The organism is Mycobacteriales bacterium (assembly GCA_035533475.1).
Classification (GTDB): domain Bacteria; phylum Actinomycetota; class Actinomycetes; order DATLTS01; family DATLTS01; genus DATLTS01.
On the sequence record DATLTS010000059.1, the window covers coordinates 1 to 21,662 of the forward strand.

Annotated in this window: 15 protein-coding genes; 11 read left to right on the top strand and 4 right to left on the bottom strand. The window is 68.5% G+C overall.

All coding sequences use genetic code 11. The features are described 5' to 3' along the window. Nucleotides 1–439 precede the first annotated feature (439 nt). On the bottom strand, nt 440–982 hold the full coding sequence (locus VNG13_14575; protein ID HVA61740.1) for a hypothetical protein: 543 nt from the start codon (nt 980–982) through the stop codon (nt 440–442). A 259-nt stretch (nt 983–1,241) separates the two neighbouring features. Between VNG13_14575 and VNG13_14580 the strand changes: the two genes are divergently transcribed. The 7 genes from VNG13_14580 (at nt 1,242) to VNG13_14610 (ending at nt 11,178) form a co-directional block, all read left to right on the top strand. Next, entirely contained in the window at nt 1,242–1,931 is a 690-nt protein-coding gene (locus VNG13_14580; GenBank protein ID HVA61741.1) for a sugar phosphate nucleotidyltransferase, read from the top strand. After that, complete coding sequence (locus VNG13_14585) at nt 1,919–2,893, top strand: SDR family NAD(P)-dependent oxidoreductase (protein ID HVA61742.1); 975 nt, start codon at nt 1,919–1,921, stop codon at nt 2,891–2,893. Before VNG13_14580 ends, VNG13_14585 begins: the two co-directional genes overlap by 13 nt. A gap of 37 nt (nt 2,894–2,930) precedes the next feature. After that, nucleotides 2,931–3,359, top strand: a complete 429-nt coding sequence (locus tag VNG13_14590; protein HVA61743.1) for a transcriptional repressor — start codon at nt 2,931–2,933, stop codon at nt 3,357–3,359. Between the two features lie 4 nt (nt 3,360–3,363). Beyond that, nucleotides 3,364–4,389, top strand: coding sequence for a glycine cleavage T C-terminal barrel domain-containing protein (locus VNG13_14595; GenBank protein HVA61744.1), 1,026 nt, complete (start codon nt 3,364–3,366; stop codon nt 4,387–4,389). A 134-nt stretch (nt 4,390–4,523) separates the two neighbouring features. Continuing rightward, nucleotides 4,524–6,590: a bacterial transcriptional activator domain-containing protein gene (locus VNG13_14600; GenBank protein HVA61745.1), complete on the top strand. Its 2,067-nt coding sequence runs from the start codon at nt 4,524–4,526 to the stop codon at nt 6,588–6,590. A gap of 491 nt (nt 6,591–7,081) precedes the next feature. Next, nucleotides 7,082–10,774 carry a fibronectin type III domain-containing protein gene (locus tag VNG13_14605; GenBank protein HVA61746.1) on the top strand — a complete coding sequence of 1,231 codons (3,693 nt, stop codon included), beginning with the start codon at nt 7,082–7,084 and terminating at the stop codon, nt 10,772–10,774. A 161-nt stretch (nt 10,775–10,935) separates the two neighbouring features. Further along, nucleotides 10,936–11,178 carry a hypothetical protein gene (locus VNG13_14610; GenBank protein ID HVA61747.1) on the top strand — a complete coding sequence of 81 codons (243 nt, stop codon included), beginning with the start codon at nt 10,936–10,938 and terminating at the stop codon, nt 11,176–11,178. A 33-nt stretch (nt 11,179–11,211) separates the two neighbouring features. On the opposite strand, the gene VNG13_14615 is transcribed toward VNG13_14610, so the two are convergent. Continuing rightward, complete coding sequence (locus VNG13_14615) at nt 11,212–12,969, bottom strand: trypsin-like peptidase domain-containing protein (GenBank protein HVA61748.1); 1,758 nt, start codon at nt 12,967–12,969, stop codon at nt 11,212–11,214. A gap of 123 nt (nt 12,970–13,092) precedes the next feature. Between VNG13_14615 and VNG13_14620 the strand changes: the two genes are divergently transcribed. From VNG13_14620 to glgP, 4 genes are all read left to right on the top strand, one after another. Continuing rightward, complete coding sequence (locus VNG13_14620; protein ID HVA61749.1) at nt 13,093–13,566, top strand: helix-turn-helix domain-containing protein; 474 nt, start codon at nt 13,093–13,095, stop codon at nt 13,564–13,566. Between the two features lie 77 nt (nt 13,567–13,643). Then, a complete protein-coding gene (locus tag VNG13_14625; GenBank protein HVA61750.1) occupies nt 13,644–14,000 on the top strand; it encodes a hypothetical protein in 357 nt (118 codons plus the stop codon). Nucleotides 14,001–14,203: 203 nt separating this feature from the next. After that, nucleotides 14,204–15,964 (top strand): hypothetical protein, encoded by a 1,761-nt coding sequence (locus VNG13_14630; protein HVA61751.1) that lies wholly within the window; start codon nt 14,204–14,206, stop codon nt 15,962–15,964. A 71-nt stretch (nt 15,965–16,035) separates the two neighbouring features. Further along, nucleotides 16,036–18,621 (top strand): alpha-glucan family phosphorylase, encoded by a 2,586-nt coding sequence (gene glgP / locus VNG13_14635; GenBank protein HVA61752.1) that lies wholly within the window; start codon nt 16,036–16,038, stop codon nt 18,619–18,621. On the opposite strand, the gene glgX is transcribed toward glgP, so the two are convergent. Together glgX and VNG13_14645 are read right to left on the bottom strand one after the other, a co-directional pair. Further along, the gene (glgX, locus tag VNG13_14640; GenBank protein HVA61753.1) at nt 18,606–20,729 is read right to left on the bottom strand and encodes a glycogen debranching protein GlgX; all 2,124 of its coding nucleotides are present in this window, start codon (nt 20,727–20,729) and stop codon (nt 18,606–18,608) included. The genes glgP and glgX overlap by 16 nt on opposite strands. Then, nucleotides 20,726–21,646 carry an alpha/beta fold hydrolase gene (locus VNG13_14645; GenBank protein ID HVA61754.1) on the bottom strand — a complete coding sequence of 307 codons (921 nt, stop codon included), beginning with the start codon at nt 21,644–21,646 and terminating at the stop codon, nt 20,726–20,728. Before VNG13_14645 ends, glgX begins: the two co-directional genes overlap by 4 nt. Nucleotides 21,647–21,662 lie beyond the last annotated feature (16 nt).

The following is a 21,662-nucleotide window of genomic DNA, read 5'->3' on the forward strand; positions in this document are numbered from 1 at the left end:
TCCGGTGTCGCGGACCTCCCTGGTGCCGATCGCAGGCGCTACGGCCGGGTCAACACCCCCAACGCGACGGGCCATCCGGGACGGCTTCAGTCGCAACCAACCGTGGAATCCCCACCGCCACCGCGCCCTGCTTTCCCGGGAGACCAAAACTCCGATTCGGGCCGCTGAGCTGGGCGTTCACGCCATACCCATGGCGAGGCATCGGGACTTGACTTGCGCCAACGGTTCGATGCCGCGAGTAGACAGCGGCAAGGGTTTAACGCTAAACGCTCTTCGAAAAGCTGGGCTTATCGAACGGCACGGGAAGAGTCGGCAAGATCCGCGGATCCTCGGCCTGGTTTGAACCCGAGCTGGCGGCTGGCAGCGAACGGTCAGGAGGAGGGGCGGCCGTGGTCCCCGCGCACGGATCGGTGCGTGCGCGGGGACCGCCCGGTCGGCTCTACCGCTGGTCGTGCGGGACGTCGACGGTGATCGTGGTGCTGCTGCTGTCGATCAGGTCGGGGGCGGTGCCGGCGGCGGTCTCCGAGCAGGTGAGCTGGATGGTGTAGACGCGGCCGGTGCCGGTGCCGGAGCGTTCCGCGCGCACCTGCGCGGTGGTCGTGGCCGTGGTGCCCTCGGGCGAGCTGGCGGTATTGAAGGTGCCGGTGAAGTCGGGGCCCTGCTGCGGGTTCGGCTGGCCGGAGCCGTTGAGCTCGCTGCCGTTGACCATCTTGTTGTCGGTGATCGCCCCGACCGTGATCGTGGTGGTGTCGCTCGTGACGGGCGTGGCGTCAGGCGGCGCGGTGTAGTTGATCGTGACGGTCTGCATCTTGTGGTTCGGCGGCCAGATGGTGGTCGGCGACCAGGTCACCTTGCCGTCGGCGCAGGTGGTGCTGCCGGGCCTGCTGGTGCCGCCGGCGGGGGAGCCGGGGCTGGCCAGGGCTGGGATCGCCAGCGCGGCCAGGCTGCTGGCGGCGAGGGCGACGGCGAGGCGGGTACGCATCCGGGTGGGCTCCTCTGTGCTCAGGGGCAGAACGGGCAAAGTGGGGGTTCGCCGCCGCCGGGCGGGCTCCGGCCCCAGGATCGGGGAAAAATTCCGGATATTCACGTCAAACCGGACAGGTCCCGGTGGGCGCGGCGGGGCCGGGGCTCTGGTGGCCCCGCCGGTTGCGGCGCGGCCCGACCGGGCCGGGTGGCGGCGGGGGCGCCGTCGTTACGCTGATCAACTTCCGGGGCGGTGGCTGGCCGGGTGGAGGTGGCGGATGCGGGCTCTCGTGCTGTGCGGCGGGCGCGGCACCCGGGCGTACCCGTTGACCGCGGAGCTGCCGAAGCCGTTGCTCGAGATCGGCGGGCGGCCGATCCTTCGCCATGTCCTCGACATCTACGCGCGCCAGCGGGTCACCGAGTTCGTGCTAGCCGCCGGTTTCCACGCCGACGCCATCACCGCGTTCGCGGAAAGCCTGCCGTCGCACTGGCGCGTCGACGTGGTCGACACCGGGGTCGAGGCCGGCACCGCCGAACGGGTGCGGGCCTGCCTGGACCATCTCGGCGAGGCCTTCCACGCCACCTACGGCGACGGGGTGGGCAACGTCGACCTCGACCGGCTCGCCGCCCGCCACCGGGAGCATCCGGGCACCGGGACGGTCACCGCCGTCCCGCTGCCCTCGCCGTACGGGACGCTCGACCTCGGTCCGGGGGACGCGGTGTGCGGCTTCCGGGAAAAACCCCGGCTGCCCGAGCACTGGATAAACGCCGGCTTCTTCGTCTTCGACCGGTCGGCGCTCGCCCACCCCGGGGACGACCTCGAACGGGACGTGCTGCCGGCGCTGGCCGGGTCCGGGGAGTTGTTCGTCTACCGTCACGAGGGTTTCTGGGCATCCCTCGACACCTACAAGGACCAGATGGATCTCGACGCGCTCGCGACATCGGGGGACCCACCGTGGCAGGGTTGAGCGGCACCGCGGTCCTCGTCACCGGCGCCACCGGGTTCATCGGGTCCCACGTGGTGCGCCGGCTGCTCGCCGAGGGCGCGGAGGTGCACGCGCTGACCAGCACGGTTTCCGCGGTCTATCCCAGCCGGCTGCTCGACCTGCGGCGGGACATCCGGCTGCACGAAGGAAACGTGTGCGACCGCAGCGCGATGGACGCCGTCGTCGCCGCCGCCCGGCCGTCCCGGGTGCTGCACCTCGCCGCCTACACCCACGTCGGCAAGTCCTGGCAGCGCGTCGACGAGTGCGTGCAGACCAACGTTCAGGGCACGGTGAATCTGCTCCAGGCGCTCGCCGGGACCGGCTACGAACGATTCGTCTACGTCGGCACCAGCGAGATCTACGGGGATGTGCCGGTGCCGTTCCGGGAGGACGCCCCGGTCAACCCGATCTCGCCGTACTCGGTGAGCAAGTACGCCGGGGAGATGTACTGCCGGATGTTCCACCAGGGTCGCGGGTGGCCGATCGTCATGCTGCGCCCGTTCAACGCCTACGGTCCCGCCCAGAGCCCGGACCGGGTTGTGCCCGAGATCATCACCAGGGGGCTGCGGGGTCAGTCGTTGAAGATGACTAGTGGCCAGCAGACCCGCGAGTTCAACTTTGTCGAGGACCTGGCCGACGGGTTCGTTCGGGCGGCGATCGCGCCCGACGTCGACGGGGAGATCATCAACCTCGGTTGCGGGGTGGAGACCGCGATCCGGGACATGGCCGGCCGCCTGCTCGACCTGCTCGGACATCCGGTCGAGGCCCAGTTCGGCGCCCTCCCGGACCGGCCGACCGAGATTCGCCGGATGGCCGCGGATGCGAGCAAGGCTCGCCGACTGCTCGGCTGGATGCCGACCGTCCTCCTCGACGACGGCCTCTCCCGCACCGTGGACTGGTATCGGGAGGAGCTCGCGACCCGGCCGTCCGCCTACGACGCCTGAGCCTCCGCTCGACGCCGCGCGACCTACACTCGAAGCTGTGCCCGGACCGGCGTGGCAGTCGATGTTGCGTTCCAAGGGCTACCGGCTGACCCCGCAACGCCAACTCGTCCTCGAGGCGGTCACCGCGCTCGGTCACGGCACCCCCGAGGAAATCCTCGCCGACGTGCGCCGGACCGCGAGCGCGGTCAACGTTTCCACCGTCTACCGCAGCCTCGAGCTGCTCGAGAGCCTGGGGCTGGTCACCCACACCCATCTGGGCCACGGGGCCCCGACCTATCACCTCGCCGACGACGCCGACCACGTGCACCTGGTCTGCCGGGGCTGCGGCACCGTCCAGGAGGTGCCGGCCAGCGCCGTCGAGGACACCGTCGAACGCCTCGCCGCCGACCACCGATTCCACGTCGACGTCCGGCACTTCGCGATCTTCGGGACTTGCGCCGGGTGCGCCGTCCCCACCCAGGATTGAGCAGATGACCCGCAGCCCGTTCCTCGACCTGCCCGGTGCGGTCGCCGCCGACGCGCCGGACGCCGCGGTGCCCGGCCACTACGGCGATCCGCTGCGCGAGCAGCGAGCCCTCGCCGAGGCCGTCGGGCTGGTCGACCGCGGCAACCGTGACGTGCTCCGGGTCACCGGGGCCGATCGGCTGTCCTGGCTGCACAGCCTGACCAGCCAGCATCTCGACGGACTCCCGCCGTGGCAGCCGCGGGAGGGCCTGGTGCTCAGCCCGCACGGTCATGTCGAGCAGCACTTCGTTATCGTCGACGACGGCGCCGCTTCCTTCCTCGACGTGGAGCCCGGCACCGCCAGCGAGCTGATGGCTTTCCTCGACTCCATGCGTTTCCTGCTCCGGGTCGACGTCGCGGACGTGACCGCCGAATGGGCGGTGCTCACCGTCGCCGGCCCGGACACCGGGTCGGTGCTGCGCCGGTTCGGCGGGCCTGACGAGCTGCCGACGGGCGCCGCCCCGCTGCCCGGTGGGGGGTTCCTCAGACGCCGGGAGTGGCCCGGCACCGCCGTCGACCTCGTCGTGCCGCGGGCGTCGCTGCCGGCGCTCGCCGCCGAGCTGGTCGCGCCGGTCAGCGGGTTCGCCGCGTTCGAGGCGCTGCGGGTTGCCGAACGCCGGCCGCGGCTCGGGTTCGAGACCGACCACCGGACGATCCCGCACGAGGTCGGGTGGCTGGAGACCGCGGTGCACCTGGACAAGGGCTGCTACCGCGGGCAGGAGACGGTGGCCCGGGTGCACAACCTGGGCCGGCCGCCGCGCCGGCTGGTCTTCCTCCACCTGGACGGCAGCGTCGTGTCCCTGCCGGCTCACGGCGAGCCGGTGGAGCTCGACGGGGCGCGGGTCGGGTTCGTGACCAGCGCCGCCCGGCACTACGAGCTGGGCCCGATCGCGCTCGCGCTGGTCAAGCGGTCCACCCCGGAGGACGCGGAGCTGCTCGCCGGGGGGATTGCGGCGAAGGTCGAGCCGGCCGGGATCGTCACCGCCGGCTGAGCCGGGCACCGGGGCGCGCCGATTTTCCTGATTTAGCACGCTGGGGCGGTTCGGCGGGCACACTGGCGGTGGCCCCCGGGCGCCGGCGAACTTCGCGCCCGGATCCGGCGGGGGGGGATCCGCGGGGAGGCGTGATGTCCCAGGCGCACCGCGCGGCCACTCTGGCGCGGCAGGCGCTGGCCGCCGGAGACCTGGCGCGGGCAGATCACCTGTTGACGGATACCAGCGGCACCGACGCAGTTGCCCGGGCGGGGTTGCTGCGGGTTCGCGCGCAGCTCGCTCTTTCCGGGTCGGGGAACGCCCTCGTCCAGTGCCGCGCGATTTCGGCGGAGGCGACGGAGCTGGCCGCCGAATGCCCGCTGCCGGCGGCATTGAGCCTGGCGGACGCCGCGAGCCTTGCGCTGTGCGGGCATGAGCCGCAGTTGGCGCTGACCCTGTTGAGTCGCGCCGGCGAGCTCGCCGCTGACGAGCCCGAGGCCACCCGCTACGTCAGCCTGGTCCATGCCCTGGTGCAGGCCTTTCTGGGCAACGCGGATGGGGCGCTCGCAACGCTGAAGCCGATCCTCGAGCCGGTGGAGCGGGCCGAGGCGATAGGCGACTGGTTGCAGCACGTTCGGGCAACCGCGCTGACGTTGGGCGTTCTCGAGCGGTACGACCTGTGCCAGCAGCTGACCCGGCGAGCCGTGACCGCAGCCCGGGACGTCGGCTCGACAGGCTTCCTGCCCCTGTTGTTGAACCTTCAGTCCAACGCGGCGTTCCTTGCCGGAGATCACGCGACCGCCCTGCTTGCCGCGTTGGAGGCTCAGGATCTGGCTGAGGCCACCGGGCAGGCCGCCATGGTGGCGTTCGGGTCATGCTGCGCGGCGCTGGTGGAAGCGGTTCGCGGGCATGACGCCAGCGTTAAGCGCCACTTGGCCCGGGCCCGTGCCGGGATCCCGGACACCGGGATGGAAGTGCTCGTCACCATGAGTGACGTCGCCGAAGGGCTCCTCGGCCTGTCGACCGAGGACGTCGAAGGTTCAGTCGCGGCCTATCAACGAGTCGAGGAGCGCCTCGCGCGGATCGGCAATCGATCGAGCGTCCTTCAGTGGCGGGCCGATCAGATCGAAGCGCTATGGCGGGCCGACCGCCGCCACGAGGCCGGCGTCCGACTCGCCGCCTTCGATGAGCAGCTGCGGCAGAGCCCGCTGCCGTGGTCTTCGCGCCTCGCTGCCAAATGTCACGGGCTGCTTGACGCCGAGGGCTGGACCGCGCAGTTCGAGGCGGCGGTCGCGGCGCACCCACCGGTCCTGCCAGCATTCGAGCGTGGCCGCGCCTACTTGTTGTGGGCGGAACGGCTAAACGCCCAAGGCCGCGCGGGCGAGGCTGCAACGCGGGCCGCCGAGGCAGGTAAATGCTTCGACGACTGCGGGGCGGTCATCTGGAGCCGTCGAGCTCGGCAGATCTGCGACGGGCGCGCGGCCGGACTGACACCACAATCCGGGGTTGCACTGCGAGTTCGCACCCTCGGGGACTTTGCCCTCGAGCAGCACGGCCGGCCCCTTCCGATCAAACATGGGGTGCCGGCACAGGCGCTCAAGCTCTTCGTCGCCTTCGGTGGCCAGATCCATCTCGAACAGCTCGCCGAAGCGCTCTGGCCCGGGGTACCGGCCGACGAAGGACGAGCCCGCCTTCGCAATGTCGTCGCACGGATCCGCAGCCAACTCGGCCCGGTACTGCGACGCGACGCCGACGTTCTTGTCCTTGATGCGGACACCGACGTTCGGGAGTTCGAGCGGCTCGCCCAGATGGCCTTGACCGCTGCTCGTGGCGACCCCTCGGCTACCGAGCGCGCGGTCGAGGCGTTACGGCTTTACTGCGGCGAGTTCCTGCCCGCCGACCGTTACAACCCGGCGATGGTCGCCACTCGCGAACGGCTGCACCGGATTTTCCTCGCCCTGCTGGATCGGCTCGCCGACGAATCCGCCCACCGGGGAGACCCCGTCGAGGCGGTGCGCTGGCTGGAGCGCGGGATCGCGGCCGAACGGTACGACGACACGCGCCATCTTCGCGCCGCCGATCTGTTGCTGGCGTCCGGGCACCACCCCGCCGCCGTGGAGATGCTCAATCGGGCCCGCCAGGTCGCCGTTGAACTGGACGTATCGCCGTCGCCACGCCTTCTCGAGATGGAATGCCGCCTGCGACGTCGGCTGCCGGACTAGTCAAAACCGCCCAGTCGAAAACCCCCCGCTGCGGTACACGTCCGGGACGGCGCCGGGACGGCCGGCCCATAACGTCCTGCTCGTGCTCGAATCCTTCGTCGTCCGGCTCAACGTCGCACAGCTGACCGAAGGGCGACTGGTCGGTGAAGTGGAAGCCGTCGGCAGTGGCGAACGCCACCCGTTCCACGGATGCGACAGCCTTGTTGCCTTCTGCCAGCACAGCCTCCCTGCGCTAATCGATCAGCTCCCGGCGCCACGTGGCGCCGCCCCGCACGAGCGTCGCTTCTCGCCACCTTCGCCTACCCGTGAGGTCTGAAATGAGTCGCCTCTTGTCCCTACGAGTTCGGTGGATTCGACTCTTCGCGTCGACCGGGAACCGGGGTCATCGACTGGAATCTGCCCTGGCGCCCGGCGCAACCTACGGAGCGAGAGGCCGCAGTCCGGCGGCGATCGGTGTCGTCGCGACCCTGCTGGCTGCCGCCCTAGGAACGGTGCCGGGCTTCGTCGACACTGCCGGAGCATCCCCAACGTTCACCTACGCCGGAAGCGTGTCGTCGGACACGCCGTTGCTGTACTACCGGCTCGGGGATACCAGCGGCACGACTGCCACCGACAGTTCCGGGAACGCGCTGAACGGTACGTACCAGACCGCCACCACGCTCGGAGTGGCCGGTGCGATTGTGAACGACACCGACACCGCCGTGAGCGGAAACGGAGCAGGGGACATGGTGCTCGGGCCCGCCCCGGCGAGCCTCCCGACCGGCGATAAGGCACGCACCGTGGAATTGTGGGAGAAGTACGCGACCGCTGGCGAAGCCGTCGCCCGGTCGCTGTTCCTCTGGGGAGGGGACGCAGACTCGGCGCGTTTCGGCGTCACCATAAACAGCGACGGGTCGTTGCACTTCGAAGGCTACGGTAGTGGTAATGCCAATTTCGCTGTCCCGACTCCGCTGAACGACGGGAACTGGCACGACATCGCTGTCGTGTATACGCCATCCGTGACCGTAGGCTCGGTCACCACGCCGGGCTTCCTGCAAGCCTATGAGGACGGAAAGAGCCTGGGCACCGTGCACCACACGTTGAACACCGGCACGCAATATGGCCTCTATCTCGGGCATGCCTACGACAGCTGGTCCTCCTTCAGCGGTTCACTCGATGAGTTCGCGATCTATCCGACGGCGTTGACGGGCACCCAAATCGCGAATCACGTCATCGCGGCTGGTCCAGCCAACCCGCCGAGCAATCTGATGGCATCGTCGGACCAGGCCGGGAATGTCACGATCACCTGGGCACCGCCGTCGCGGAATGTCAGCGCACCCGTCATTGCTTACAACCTGTACCGGGCAACGACCGCCGCGGGCCCTTGGGACGCCAACCACGCGACGCCCTTGGCGACAGTCAACACGGGCAGCGCACTTACCTACGTTGACAGCAGCGCAACCCTGGGCACGACCTACTACTACGCCGTCACGGACATCAATTTCGCCGGCGAATCTTCGCCCGCGGGTCCGGTGTCGGTTACCCCGGCGACGGTGCCGGGTGCCCCGACCGGTGTGGCGGCGTCGGTGGATAACGCGCAGTCGTCGGTGAGTTTCACCGCGCCGGCGAGTGATGGCGGGTCGCTGATCTCCGGGTACACGGTGACTGCGCACCCGGATGGGGTTTCCGGGACGGCGCAGGATAGGTCGGCGTCCGGGTCGGCGAGTCCGATCGTGGTGACCGGGTTGACGAACGGCACGCTTTATGACATCAGTGTGGTGGCCACTAATGGGGTTGGTTCCGGTCCGGCGGGGACGACCACGGTGACCCCGGCGACGGTGCCGGGCACCCCGTCGAATGTGGCGGCGTCGGTGGATAATGCCCAGTCGTCGGTGAGTTTCATGGCACCGGCTGATGGTGGTTCGCCGATCAGCGGGTATGCGGTGACAGCGCACCCGGATGGGGTTTCCGGGACGGCGCAGGATAGGTCCGTGTCCGGGTCGGCGAGTCCGATCGTGGTGACTGGGTTGACGAACGGCACGCTTTATGACATCAGTGTGGTGGCCACTAATGGGGTTGGTTCCGGAGCGGCGGGGACGACCACTGTTACCCCGGCGACGGTGCCGGGCACCCCGTCGAATGTGATGGCTTCGGTGGATAATGCCCAGTCGTCGGTGAGTTTCATGGCACCGGCTGATGGCGGTTCGCCGATCAGCGGGTATGCGGTGACCGCGCACCCGGATGGGGTTTCCGGGACGGCGCAGGACAAGTCCGTGTCCGGGTCGGCGAGTCCGATCGTGGTGACCGGGTTGACGAACGGCACGCTTTATGACGTGAGTGTGGTGGCCACTAATGGGGTCGGTGCCGGTCCGGCGGGGACGACCACGGTGACCCCGGCGACGGTGCCCGGGGCGCCCACGCTGACCTCGGTAAGCCCCGGCGACGGCCAGGCCCAGGTCAGCTGGACCAACGCCACGAATGACGGCGGGTCAACGGTGATCGGGTATGTCGTTACCGCGCATGCGCAAGGCACCACGGGCGCCACCGGGGACGTGGTCGCCAAACCGACCGCGGGGTCGCCTTACACCTTGACCGGTTTGACCAATGGCACGAGCTACGACGTCACCGTCGCCGAGACCAACGCCCGGGGTACCGGCGCTGCCTCCGCTGCGATGTCGGTGACACCCCAGGCGCCGTCCCAGTCGCAACCGTCGCCACCACCCACCCAGGACCAGCAAACGATCAGCAACGCGAACACGCCGGTGACGAGCATCCAGGGCAGCGATTCGCTGACCTCGAGCTTCTCGGGCAGCGGCTCGTTGACCGAAGGCTGGTATGCGAGTCAGCCCTCGGGGACACCGCCGCTCAGCGACGGGGCGGGCTATTTCGACCTGTGGGTGGCACCCGGTAGTCAACTTTCCACGATCCAGGCCACGCTCTGCCCGGCCGATCCGGCGACAGGGGTCTCCTGGTACGACCCGGTTCGGAACGCATGGCGGGCGGTGAGCGGCGAGACCTTCTCGAATGGCTGTCTGAAGATCACGGTCGACTCGACGAGCACTCCCTCGGTCAGCGACCTGACCGGGACGATATTTGCCATCACCGAACCTGGGTACGTCGCCCAGACGCCCACCCGCGTTCTCGATACCCGCACCGGCACCGGAGGCAAGACCGGTCCCCTGGCGGCGGGGCAGACCTACGCGCTAACGCTTGGCACCGTGCCAGCGACAGCGACGGTCGTGGTGTTGAACGTCACCGTGGTGCACCCCGCGGGTCCAGGGAACCTGGTCGTCTACCCCGACGGGGCGAGCCGACCCGGCGCATCAACTGTCAACTACCTGGTGGGCGGTGACGTAGCGAACCTCACGACGGTGGAACTGCCTGCAAGCCGCAAGATCGATCTGTACTCGGCCGGATCGGCGAGCAACGTGGTCATCGACGTGGTTGGTTACTTTACCGCGACAGCCGGCTTGCACGCGCAGACCCCCGCTCGAGCGATCGACACCCGCATTGGCACCGGCACTACGAAGGCAACGTTGGCGGCGAACACGCCAGACGCGCTGACGCTTGCCGGTTCCGCGGGAGTGCCGAGCGGCGCCTCCGCTGTGTTGCTGAACCTCACGGCGGTAGACCCCACTGGTGCTGGGAACCTCCGGATTTATCCGGATGGCAGTGCCCTCCCGAACACCTCGAACATCAACTACGTGGCCGGTCGGGCGCACGCGGTCTTCGCAATCGTCAATTTGCCTCCCGATGGCAAGGTCGATGTGTACTCCGCTGGATCTTCCGTCAATGTGGTGGTCGACGTGCTCGGGTATCTGGACTCGACCACCTCGATCAGCGTCCAATCCCCGGTGCGGATCCTGGACACTCGGTCGGGGGCGGGTCACATCGGCCCGCTGACGCGGCTGGCCGCTGGCACTCCATACACGGTCAAGGTCGCGGGCCTGGGTGGGGTGCCCGCGAACGCGACTTCGGTGACGCTTAGCGTCACCGCGATCGACCCGAGCAGCGGCGCCGGCAACCTGAGTGTGTACCCGGGCGGGGGCATCGCACCGACCGCCTCCACCTTGAACTACCAAGGCGTTTCCGACGTCGCGAACGCGGCGATCGTCAAGCTCAGCTCGGCTGGAACCATCGGCTTGCTCAGCAGCGGATCTCCCGTCGATGTTGCGCTGGATGTCACGGGTTGGACAACCGGCTGACGACGTCTCGGAAGGGTTGTCAGCCGGGTGAGAGCGTGCCTGCGGTCAGCTCCGCCCAGAGTCAGCATGACCGACCCGCTGTAGGCCGCGCCCTAATGGCTGAAGTAGCCGCGTTTCTTGGTCTTCTTGTCCGCGGTTGACGGGTGGGCGGACGGTCGCGGATGCCCGGGGGAGGAGGGCCGGACCGGCGGCGGTGGCGGGGCGTCCTCGAGGCCCAGCGAGGAGAGCTCGCGCAGCAGGGCGGCCGTGTCGGCGAGATCGGCCCGGACCGGGCCGCGCTCCGGTTCGGGCTCCGGCTCCGGTTCCGGGTCGGCGACCAGGGTTGTTACCTCCGGCTCGGTGATCGACGCGAGCGCTGCGGAGAACTCGGCGAAGACTTCGGCGACGGGCCGGCTCGACGGTAACGGGGGAGGTGGGCGATGGCGAGACGCTGGGCATCAATCGGAATAGGTGTCGTCGTACCGCGTGAGCGCGATCTGAATATGGGTAGCGGCGATTCCGTCGGCATGATCGTCGCAGGCCGCCTGTAGGGCTGTGTGCGCAGTAAGCAGAGTCGCCCTGATGTTGCCGTCGGTTGCCGTGTACCGCTCGAACAGTGCCGCCACGGCAGGTTCCTCGACGACTTGTCCGAGTTGGACGCCGTCGAAGTCGAACGTGGTGATGCGGGCGTCGAGGATGCGCGCGAGTGCTTCGGGCGAGGGCAACGGCGGAAGGTGCACGGTGGTCTCGAGAAAGCCGATGCCGACCGGGAACTGGGGTAGCTCACGATAGTGGTCGTGTACGGCGACGACGAGCGCCGCGTTGAACTCCTCGGCGAGCATCCGAACTATGCGGGTGAAGAACGGTCCGACGTTGCCCGTGCGGTCGCCGGCAGGCGTGGCCAGCCAGGCGTCGGAGTCATCGATCACCAGCACCGATGTCAGGCCGCGCGCAGCGATCGCGTCGACCACGTCACGCGCTTGGGCGATCACGTCCCCGGCACTGGTGAGCACGTCGGCCGTGACCACGGACTCCACGTCGCTGGCAACGTCCGCGCGCAGCAGCCACTGTGGCAGCCCGAAGCCGCCGTGGGTGCTCCGCCGGTCCGCGACGCTGAGTGTGCGCGCGCTACCGGCGACGAGGTTGCGCCTGGCTGCGGGGTCGATGCGCTTGGCCTCGTGAAGGTACCGAGCGAGCGTGCGCAACAGGTGTCCAGCGAAGGCCTTGGGTTCGCTCACCGTGTCGGAGCTCTCCGCCTCCACCGGAATCCGAATGGCTGCCGTAGTGTCCGTAAGCGAGTCCATGACGTACTGGATGAGGCTGGTCTTGCCGACACCGCTTCGGCCAGCGACCGCGACACGTTCGATGGCCCGGATCGCACGGATGAGTTCCTGCTCGGTGCTCTGCGTGTCGGTGAGCTCGTCGAAGGGGACATGGAAGCCGCTCGGAGTCGGGCTCGGCGGGACATAATCGCACGTGTCCGCCAACGGCAGTCCGAAGCGGGAGCGAGCGGCCATACCGGGGCCAGCCCCGGCGGGCGCTCGCTTGTCCGATGCCCGGCGCTGTCGAGAGTATGTTGTGATGCGCACTGGGCGTTTCCGTTCAGCCGCGCTGGCCGCGGTGGTGGTGTTGAGCGCCATAATCGCTGCGCCCGAGCTCGCTATCGTGTTGCCTTGCCGGTAGCCATTCTCGTTCACGATGAAGACGGGGCTCCCGCTGCTGCCAGGAAAGATTGATGCGTCTACGAGGAACGCCGGCATGCCGCAGTAGTCGAGTTGGACCGGGGTCGCTGTAGTACCGCGACGGATGATCGGGGTGAGGTTGACCGTGTCGAAGAGTCCTCTCGGGTACCCAACGAACGTGACCGGCTCTACGACATCGAGGTCGTCGACTACATCGTTCGTCGGCACAAGGTCGTGGCCCAATAGGCGGTAGAAAACCGGCAGACCTTGATCAGCGAGTCCTTGCAGAGTGGGGCCGATGAAAGTCACCGCAACGTCGACGGCGGGATCTGGATGGGTCACCCAGTCAGCTACCGTGAAGCTCGCCGTGACGGGCTCGCCCCAAAGCGGAGCGTCTCCCTCGGCACGAATGAACCTTACGAACCCGTTCGTGGCGCCCTCGATCACATGCCGGTTTGTTACTAACACCGGAAGCCGCGCCCCGTCTGTGACCACCCGTGCGGCGTCGTAGAAGAACGCTGTCCCACTGCTCAACGAACCCGGACGCGGCTCGTGCCCAATGAACGCTGGCGAGGGGTTGCAAGATCGAGCTCACTACCTCCGCTAAACTTTCGGACTTAGCTGGATTTCCGAAAGTCGGTGGCATACCATCGAGCTATGTCGCTGGCCGGCGTCGTGGACGACCTCATCGCCTTGCAGCGGCTGGCCGACCAAGAGCGTGATGCGGCTCGCCGACGCGCGCTCGAAGCGGTCCGCCAGCACGTCGCCGAGCGAGACCGGGGCGCCAAGGTTGCCGAGGCGGCGCAGGTGCTTGGGGTCTCGGCACCCACGGTCCGGGCCTGGATCGATGCCGGCGTGTTGCGGCCGCTCGCCGCGACCGGCCCGGCCCGGGTCGACGTCGCGTCGCTGGCAGCCACCAAACAGGTCGTCGATGAGCTGCGCCGTCATCGGGAGGACCGGCACCTGCTCACGGAGGTGCTGCGTCTGCTGCGCGACCGTGCCGCCTTCTCCGGTGACGATGCGCACGCCGCGGTCGAGGACGCTGCGGCCGGCCGGGTGCGTCGGCTCGACCGCGCCGGTCTCGACGAGCTCCTGCCGGCGAAGAGGCCGAAGCGATCGACCTCGACCTAACGCGGACGGCCGAGCGACAGATCAAGGCGCTGCGGGGTCGACGGGCCAGCGCCACCCGCGCCACCATCGAAGAGCTGATGCGCCAGGGCTGTCGCGCCGCGGGCTACCGGCTCACGGGCGCAGAGCTCGAGCACGTCTGCTGTCGCCACTTGTACGGAAGCGACCGGATGCTGACCGCATGGCCGGCATCGGACCACGCCGTCATTCTGGCCATCGGTCCGCACGATCGCTCGGTCGCGGACGTCTACGACCTACTACTCGCGGCCCTCGCAATCGACGTGCCGATCGACGAGCGAACCAAGCCGCCGTGCTGCGACGAGCTCGGCGAGCCTCCGCGCGATCACGCTGTTGCCGACGTTCTGGCCGACGCACTGGAGGCGCTCACGCTGCGGCCGACGCCGTCGACACTAGCCTGCCCTTCCACGCACGGGTGATCGCCTAACGGGCGTGTTTCAGGATCGCTTGTCACCGCGAGGTGTGTCCAGCGGTCCCGTCAGCGGGCAGCCGGGATTTATGGCTTCTTCCCACCCTGTCAAACTGCCGGCGGTCGTGGGTAGCGAATCACACTGATGTAAGTAACAACAGGGCTGTCGGCGTGTCACACACCCACAGGGGCCATAACTGACATAGTGGGAACATGTCCAACAGTCCAGACCGGACGCTGACAGAGGTGCAGCGGGCGTTCCTGGAACCGGCCAACACCGCGCACCGGCAGTACGAGGCGCTGCGCGCCTACTTCATCGACCGGCTGCCCTCAGCCGAGGCTGCCGCCCGGTTCGGCTACACCCCCGGCAGCTTCCGGGTGCTCTGTCATGAGTTCCGCTCCGACCCGCAGCGGGTGTTCTTCCTGCCCGACCGGTCCCACACCAAACGGGCCGTCCGCCCGGAACGCAAGTCCAGCCGGCTGCGCGAGCGGATCATCGCGTTACGCAAGCAGAACCTGTCGGTCTACGACATCGCCGCCGTGCTCGCCGAGCAAGGCAGCCCGCTGTCCAGCTCGGCGATCGCGACGATCCTGTCCGAGGAAGGGTTCGCCAAACTGCCCCGCCGGGCCGATGACGAACGGCCGTCCCGGGTCGCGGTCAGCCAGGCTGCGACCGCTGACGTCCGCGAGCTGGACCTGACCCCGCGGACGTTCCGGACCGACGTCGGCGGGCTGTTCCTGTTCCTGCCCATGCTCGCTGCGGTGGACCTGGACGCTGTCGTGGCCCAAGTCGGGCTACCCGGCACGGCGATGATCCCAGCCGCCACCGCCATCCGTTCGCTGCTCGCCCTGAAACTGTTCGGCGCGGCCCGAACCAGCCACGTGATGGCGTCGGTGTTCGATCAGGGCCTCGCCCTGTTCGCCGGGCTCAACACCATCCCGAAACGGTCGTTTCTCACCGAGTACTCCTGCCGGATCCCCCCCGAGGCCTACCCGAAACTGGCCCGCGGCTGGTTCGACGCGGCCAGCCGAGCCGGCCTGGACCGCGGCAGCAGCTTCCACCTGGACTTTCACACCATCCCGTTCCACGGCCAGAACGCCCTGATCGAAAAGCACTACGTGTCCAAACGCAGCCGCCGGCAAAAAGGCGTCCTGGCGTTCCTCGCCCAAGACGTCGGCCGGCGGGTGTTCTGCTACGCCAACGCCGAGATCGCCAAAGCCGACCAGAACGACGAGATCCTACGGTTCGTCGAATTCTGGAAAACCCGCACCGGCGACTACCCCGACGAGCTGATCTTCGACTCGAAACTCACCACCTACGCCAACCTCAACCAGCTCAACGAGCTGGGCATCCGGTTCATCACCCTGCGCCGCCGCGGCCCGAAAATCCTCGACCAGATCGACGCCGCCCCCGCCTCAGCCTGGCGAAGGATCGAACTGAAAAGCGTCAGCCGCGCCTACCGCACCCCCCGGATCCTCGACCAGCGCATCACCCTCGCCGACTACACCGGCCCGATCCGCCAGATCGCGATCAAAGACCTCGGCCACGAACAACCCACCCTCGCGCTGACCAACCAACTCCGCCGCGGCGCGGTCGGGCTGATCGAGGACTACGCCCACCGGATGCTCATCGAAAACACCATCTCCGACACTATCGACTTCTTCCACATCGACGCGCTGTCCTCCACCGTCCCCATGAAAATCAACTGCGACCTGCAACTCACCCTGATGGCCGCCAGCCTCTACCGGATGCTCGGCACCCGCCTCGGCGGCCCCTACCCCACCGCCGAATCCCGGCACATCCACCGCGACTTCATCAACACCTCAGCCCGCGTCGAAATCACCCCCCACACCGTGCACGTCACCTACGGCAAACGCGCCCACAACCCCTACCTACTCGCCGCCGGGTTCCCCGACACCACCACCCCCATCCCCTGGTGGGGCGGCCGCCAACTCAAACTCACCTTCGGCTAACCCACCCGCTCCCACCCCCGTGGTGTTAACTCTCACGGCTAACGTGGAAGGGCAGGCTAGGGTTTCTGCGCGTGAGAGCCCTGCGTCGTTTCACCGTGCGGGCCGCCCTGCCGGCGGCGCTCGCCCCGCTCGGCGAGCTGGTCATGAACCTTCGCTGGTCCTGGCACCCGGAGTCCATGGACCTGTTCGCAGCTGTGGACCCGGAGCTGTGGGCGGAGGTGAGCTACGACCCGGTACGGCTGCTCGGGGCGGTCTCGACCGCGCGGACGGCCGACCTGGCCGGGGATCGCCGCTTCCTTCGTCGGCTCTCCGACGCCCGGGACGATCTGGAGGACTATCTCACCGGGCCTAGGTGGTACCAGCACCTCGACGGGGCGCCCCGGGCGGTGGCTTACTTCTCGCCGGAATTCGGGATCACCGAGGTGCTCCCGCAATATTCCGGAGGCCTCGGCATCCTCGCCGGCGATCATCTCAAGGCCGCTTCCGACCTCGGGGTGCCGATCATCGGGGTGGGCCTGCTCTACCGGCGCGGCTACTTCAAGCAGTCGTTGTCCCCCGACGGGTGGCAGCAGGAGCGCTACCCGCCGCTGGATCCGCAGGGCCTGCCGCTCACCTTGCTCCGGGAGGTCGACGGCGAGGGTGCCCCGGTCCGAATCCAGGTCGGCCTGCCCGGAGAGAGGATCCTCGGGGCGCAGGTCTGGAAGGCGCAGGTGGGCCGGGTAGCCCTGCTTCTTCTCGACTCCGACATCGAAGACAACGCCCCCGCGGAGCGCGAGGTCAACGACCGGCTCTATGGCGGGGGCACCGAACACCGGTTGCACCAGGAAATGCTGCTCGGCATCGGTGGGGTACGCGCGGTTCGTGCCTACTGCCGGCTCACCGGCGCCGACACACCGGAGGTCTTCCATACCAACGAGGGACATGCCGGTTACCTGGGGATCGAGCGGATCCGGGAGCTCACCGAAGGGGCCGGGCTCAGCTTCCGGGAAGCGCTTGAGGTAGTTCGAGCCGGGACCATATTCACCACCCACACGCCGGTGCCCGCGGGAATCGACCGGTTTCCCGTCGATCTGATCGAGTCGGCGTTCGGTGGGGACAACGGCTGCGCGGGGGTGCCCCTCCCGGAGATCCTCGCGCTCGGTGCCGAGCCCGACGGTGATCCCGCGGTGTTCAACATGGCGGTAATGTGTCTGCGGCTCGCCCAGCGCGCCAACGGGGTCAGCCGCCTGCATGGGGCGGTGAGCCGGACGATGTTCGCCGGGCTCTGGCCGGGCTTCGACGTCGACGAGGTTCCAATCACCTCGATCACCAACGGGGTGCACGCCCCAACGTGGGTTGCGCGCGAGGTGTTCGAGCTCGCGGCCCGGGAGATCGGGCCGACGATCGTCGAGGAGGCCGCCGGTTGGGACGGCATCGCCAAGGTCAGCGACGAGTCGATCTGGGAGACCAGAGCGCAGTTGCGGTCGCAGCTGGTCGACGAGGTGCGCCGCCGGGTCCATGATTCGTGGCTACAGCGTGGCGCCAGCGCTGCCGAGTTGGGCTGGGTCTCCTCGATCTTCGACCCTGCGGTGTGCACGATCGGGTTCGCCCGCCGGGTTCCGTCCTACAAGCGACTCACCCTCATGCTCCGCGACCCGGATCGGTTGCGCTCGTTGTTGCTCGACCCGGACCGACCGATCCAGCTGATCATCGCTGGCAAGGCCCACCCGGCGGACGACGGAGGCAAGGAGCTGGTTCAGCAGATCGTCCGCTTCGCCGACGATCCCGAGGTCCGCCACCGGATCGCATTTCTCCCGGACTACGACATCGGCATGGCGCGCTACCTCTACGGAGGCTGCGACGTGTGGCTGAACAACCCGCTGCGCCCACTTGAGGCCTGCGGGACTTCGGGCATGAAATCGGCACTCAACGGCGGCCTGAACCTCTCGATCCGCGACGGCTGGTGGGACGAGATGTTCGACGGAGCCAACGGCTGGGCCATTCCGAGCTCAGGGGTCGAGGATCCGGAGCGGCGCGACGATCTGGAGGCGAACGCGCTCTACGACATCCTGGAGAATCAGGTCCGGGCTCGGTTCTACGCTGTGGACGGCGACCTCCTGCCCAGACGGTGGATCGAGATGGTTCGCCATACCTTGCAGTCGCTGGGCCCGCAGGTGCTCGCCTCCCGGATGGTGCGCGACTACGTCGTCCAGCTCTACCTACCCGCGGCACGGTCCGCTCGCCGGCTGTCCGCAGACGACTACGCGGGTGCGCGCACCCTGGCCGGATGGAAGGCCCAGGTCGTGACGGCGTGGCCGGGCGTGCGGGTCGTTCACGTCGAGAGCGAGGGGGTTACCACCGCGCCGGAGGTCGGACAGACCCTGACCGTGCGGGCCATCGTCGAGCTGGGTGGTCTTAACCCCGACGACGTCGACGTTCAGGTGGCGCATGGCCGGGTCGACGACACCGACGAGCTCCGAGCGCCCAGCGTCGTCGGATTGAAGCCGGTCGGCTCGATCGACGGGCAGTACCGCTTCGAGGGCGAGGTGACGCTCGAGCAGAAAGGCTCATTCGGCTACACCGTGCGGATTGCCCCCCGCAACGCCCTGCTCGCAACCGGAGCCGAACTGGGGTTGCTGGCGTTGCCAACGCAGGCTGCTGTCTACACGGAGTTGTAGGCGCGGAGGACGAGGAAGGACCGCCCGGACGCAGGAAGGCGATCGCCTCCGACCAGCGACCTGGCGGCGTCCTCCGGTGCGGCGGAGTCGAACTCCACCTGGTAGCGCACCGCCCAAGGCGGTCCAGGAAGCGCGAAGCTCACCGGCGGGGCGTCCGCATGGAGCACGAGGAGGAAGGAGTCGTCCCGGATCCGCTCTCCGCGCGGACCACGGGTGCGGATCCCCTCCCCGGACAGGTACAAGCCGATCGTGCGTACCGCTGGGGAGGCCCAGTCCGCGTCGGTCATCTCCAGCCCGGCGGGGGTGAACCAGGCGAGGTCTTTGACCTCGCCTTCGGCCACCGGTCGCCCGCGGAAGAAGGCGCGTTGCCGGAAGACCGGATGCGCGCGTCGCATGGTCAGGAGCTTGCAGACGACATCGAGCAGTGCGCTGCTGTCTGCGTCGAGGTCCCAGGCCAGCCAGGACAGCTCGTTGTCCTGGCAGTAGGTGTTGTTGTTGCCGTCCGCGGTGTGGCCCATCTCGTCGCCGGACCGGAGCATGGGTACACCGGTCGACAGAAGCAAGGTGGCCAGGAAGTTGCGACTCTGCCGGGCGCGCAGGGCGAGGACTTCCGGATCGGCACTGGCACCTTCGGCACCGCAATTCCAGGATCGGTTGTCGTCCGTGCCATCCGCGTTGTCTTCGCCGTTGGACTCGTTGTGCTTGGCGTCGTAGGAGACCAGGTCGCGCAGGCTGAACCCGTCGTGGCAGGTGACGAAGTTGACCGATGCATAGGGCAGGCGGCCGTCGTCTTGGTAGAGATCGCTCGACCCGGAAAGCCGGAATCCCAACTCGGAGATGCCGGGCTCGGCCCCGCGCCAGAAATCACGAACGGTGTCCCGAAACTTGCCGTTCCACTCTGTCCACAGCGGCGGGAACTCTCCCACCTGGTAGCCGCCCTCACCGAGATCCCACGTCTCGGCGATCAACTTGACCCTGCTGATTACGGGGTCCTGCTGGATGACGTCGAAGAACGCCGACAGTTTGTCGACGTCGTGCATCGACCGGGCCAGGGCCGCGGCGAGGTCGAATCGGAACCCGTCCACGTGCATCTCGGTCACCCAGTAGCGCAGCGAGTCCATGATCAGCTGCAAGACGTGTGGATGCCTGACGTCGAGGGTGTTTCCGCAGCCCGTGTAGTCGGCGTAGCGGCTGGGGTCGTCGTCACGGAGCCGGTAGTAGGCGGCGTTGTCGATGCCGCGGAAGGCAAGGGTGGGTCCAAGCTGGTCGCCCTCGGCGGTGTGGTTGTAGACAACGTCGAGGATGACCTCGATGCCCGCGGCGTGGAGGCTGCGAACCATGACCTTGAACTCGCGAACCTGTTCGCCGAGCGATCCACCTGCCGCGTAGCCGGCGTGCGGCGCGAAGTAGCCGATCGAGTTGTAACCCCAATAATTGACCCGTCCGCGGCGGGTTACTCCCGGTTCGGTGACGAAGTGGTGGACCGGCATGAGCTCTACAGCGGTCACCCCGAGACGGCGCAGATGCTCGATCGCCGCTGGTTCGCCAAGGCCGGCGTAGGTTCCCCGCAGATGCGCGGGGACATCCGAGTGGCGCATCGTGAAGCCGCGAACGTGCAGCTCGTAGATCACGGTGTCCGACCACGCGGTCCGGGGCCGCCGGTCCTCACCCCAGGGGAAGTCGGCGGCATGGACGACGCAGCGCGGGACGAACGGGGCCGAGTCGCGATGATCCTGAACGCGGTCGTCGCCGTTCGGTGGATACCCGAAGATCGCGTCGTCGAGCACGAGGTCGCCGGTGATGGCTCGGGCGTACGGGTCGAGCAGCAGCTTGCTCGGATTCCAGCGCGCGCCCCGGCCCGGATCGAAGGGTCCGTCGACCCGGTATCCGTAGCGCTGACCTGGCCCGGCCCCGGGCAGGTACCCGTGCCAGATGTGGTTTGTCACCTCATCCAGGGCGAACCTGGTCTCCCGCCCGTCGGGGGCGAACAGGCAGAGGTCCACCCCCTCTGCGGATTGGGCGTAAAGCGCGAAATTCGTCCCCTCGCCGTCCCAGGTCGCGCCCAGCGGATGGCCGTGGCCGGGCCACACCGGGGTGGCCGACGTCATTGGCGTGGCGCGCGGCGCGGCCGCGCCCGGCGCCGTCGCTCCGCCGGAAACAGGTCGGCCAGGGCCGCGCCGCGCGGGAGGACCAGGGCCTGGCCCCGATTGCGGCGTTCGAGCATTGCGTGCACGGTCAGCGCGTTGCGGAGCAGTTCGGCGAACTGCTCCGGTGAGGCCATCAGCCAACCGTGTCGGCCCTGGACGATCTCGGTGGGCAGCGAACCTATGACGGAGGCAAGCGCGCCGGGTGCGACCAGGCGGTCGCGATCGCTCCAGATGAACAGGATCGGGAGTCCGGAGTCGACGAGTGCCGTCGCCTCTGCGGCCAGGCCGCTCGTCATGGCGACCAAGCCGGTCAACCCGACGCTGACCGGGCGACGAAGCGCGTTCGGCAGGAAGTCGCGCAGCACCAGCGGGGCCAGGGACAGCGCATCGCGCGGGTTCAGCTCGGTCAGGGCGCCGAGGGCCCAGCCCAGCCACGACCCCGCTTTGAGGCCGCGCCGACCTGGCGAACCCCCGATGCTGTTGAGCAGGGTGAGCGAGCGGACCAGGTCCGGCCGCTCGGTGGCTAGCGCCAGCGCCACCCCGCCGCCGAAGGAGTGACCCACGAGGAAGGCCGGCTTGTCGAGGCCGGCCGCTTCCAGGGTCGCCGCTACGTGCCTGGCGTAACCGGACAGGCCGAGCCGGCGAAGGGGCAGGGGGTCGCTGCCGCCGAAACCGGGCAGGCTCGGCGCGATGATTCGGATCCCGGCTGGGCACAGCCGGACGATCGACGCGGCATAGGCCCGCGGGGTGAGCCCCCACCCGTGAAGGAATACCAGCGGGTCGCCGAGGCCGGCCTCCATGAGTTCGACGCGCATTCGCCGGCCGTCGACGCGCACCGGTACGGATCGCCAGGTGGGCGTCGGGGTCCGCTGGGTCACGAGCGGAGCGTAGACC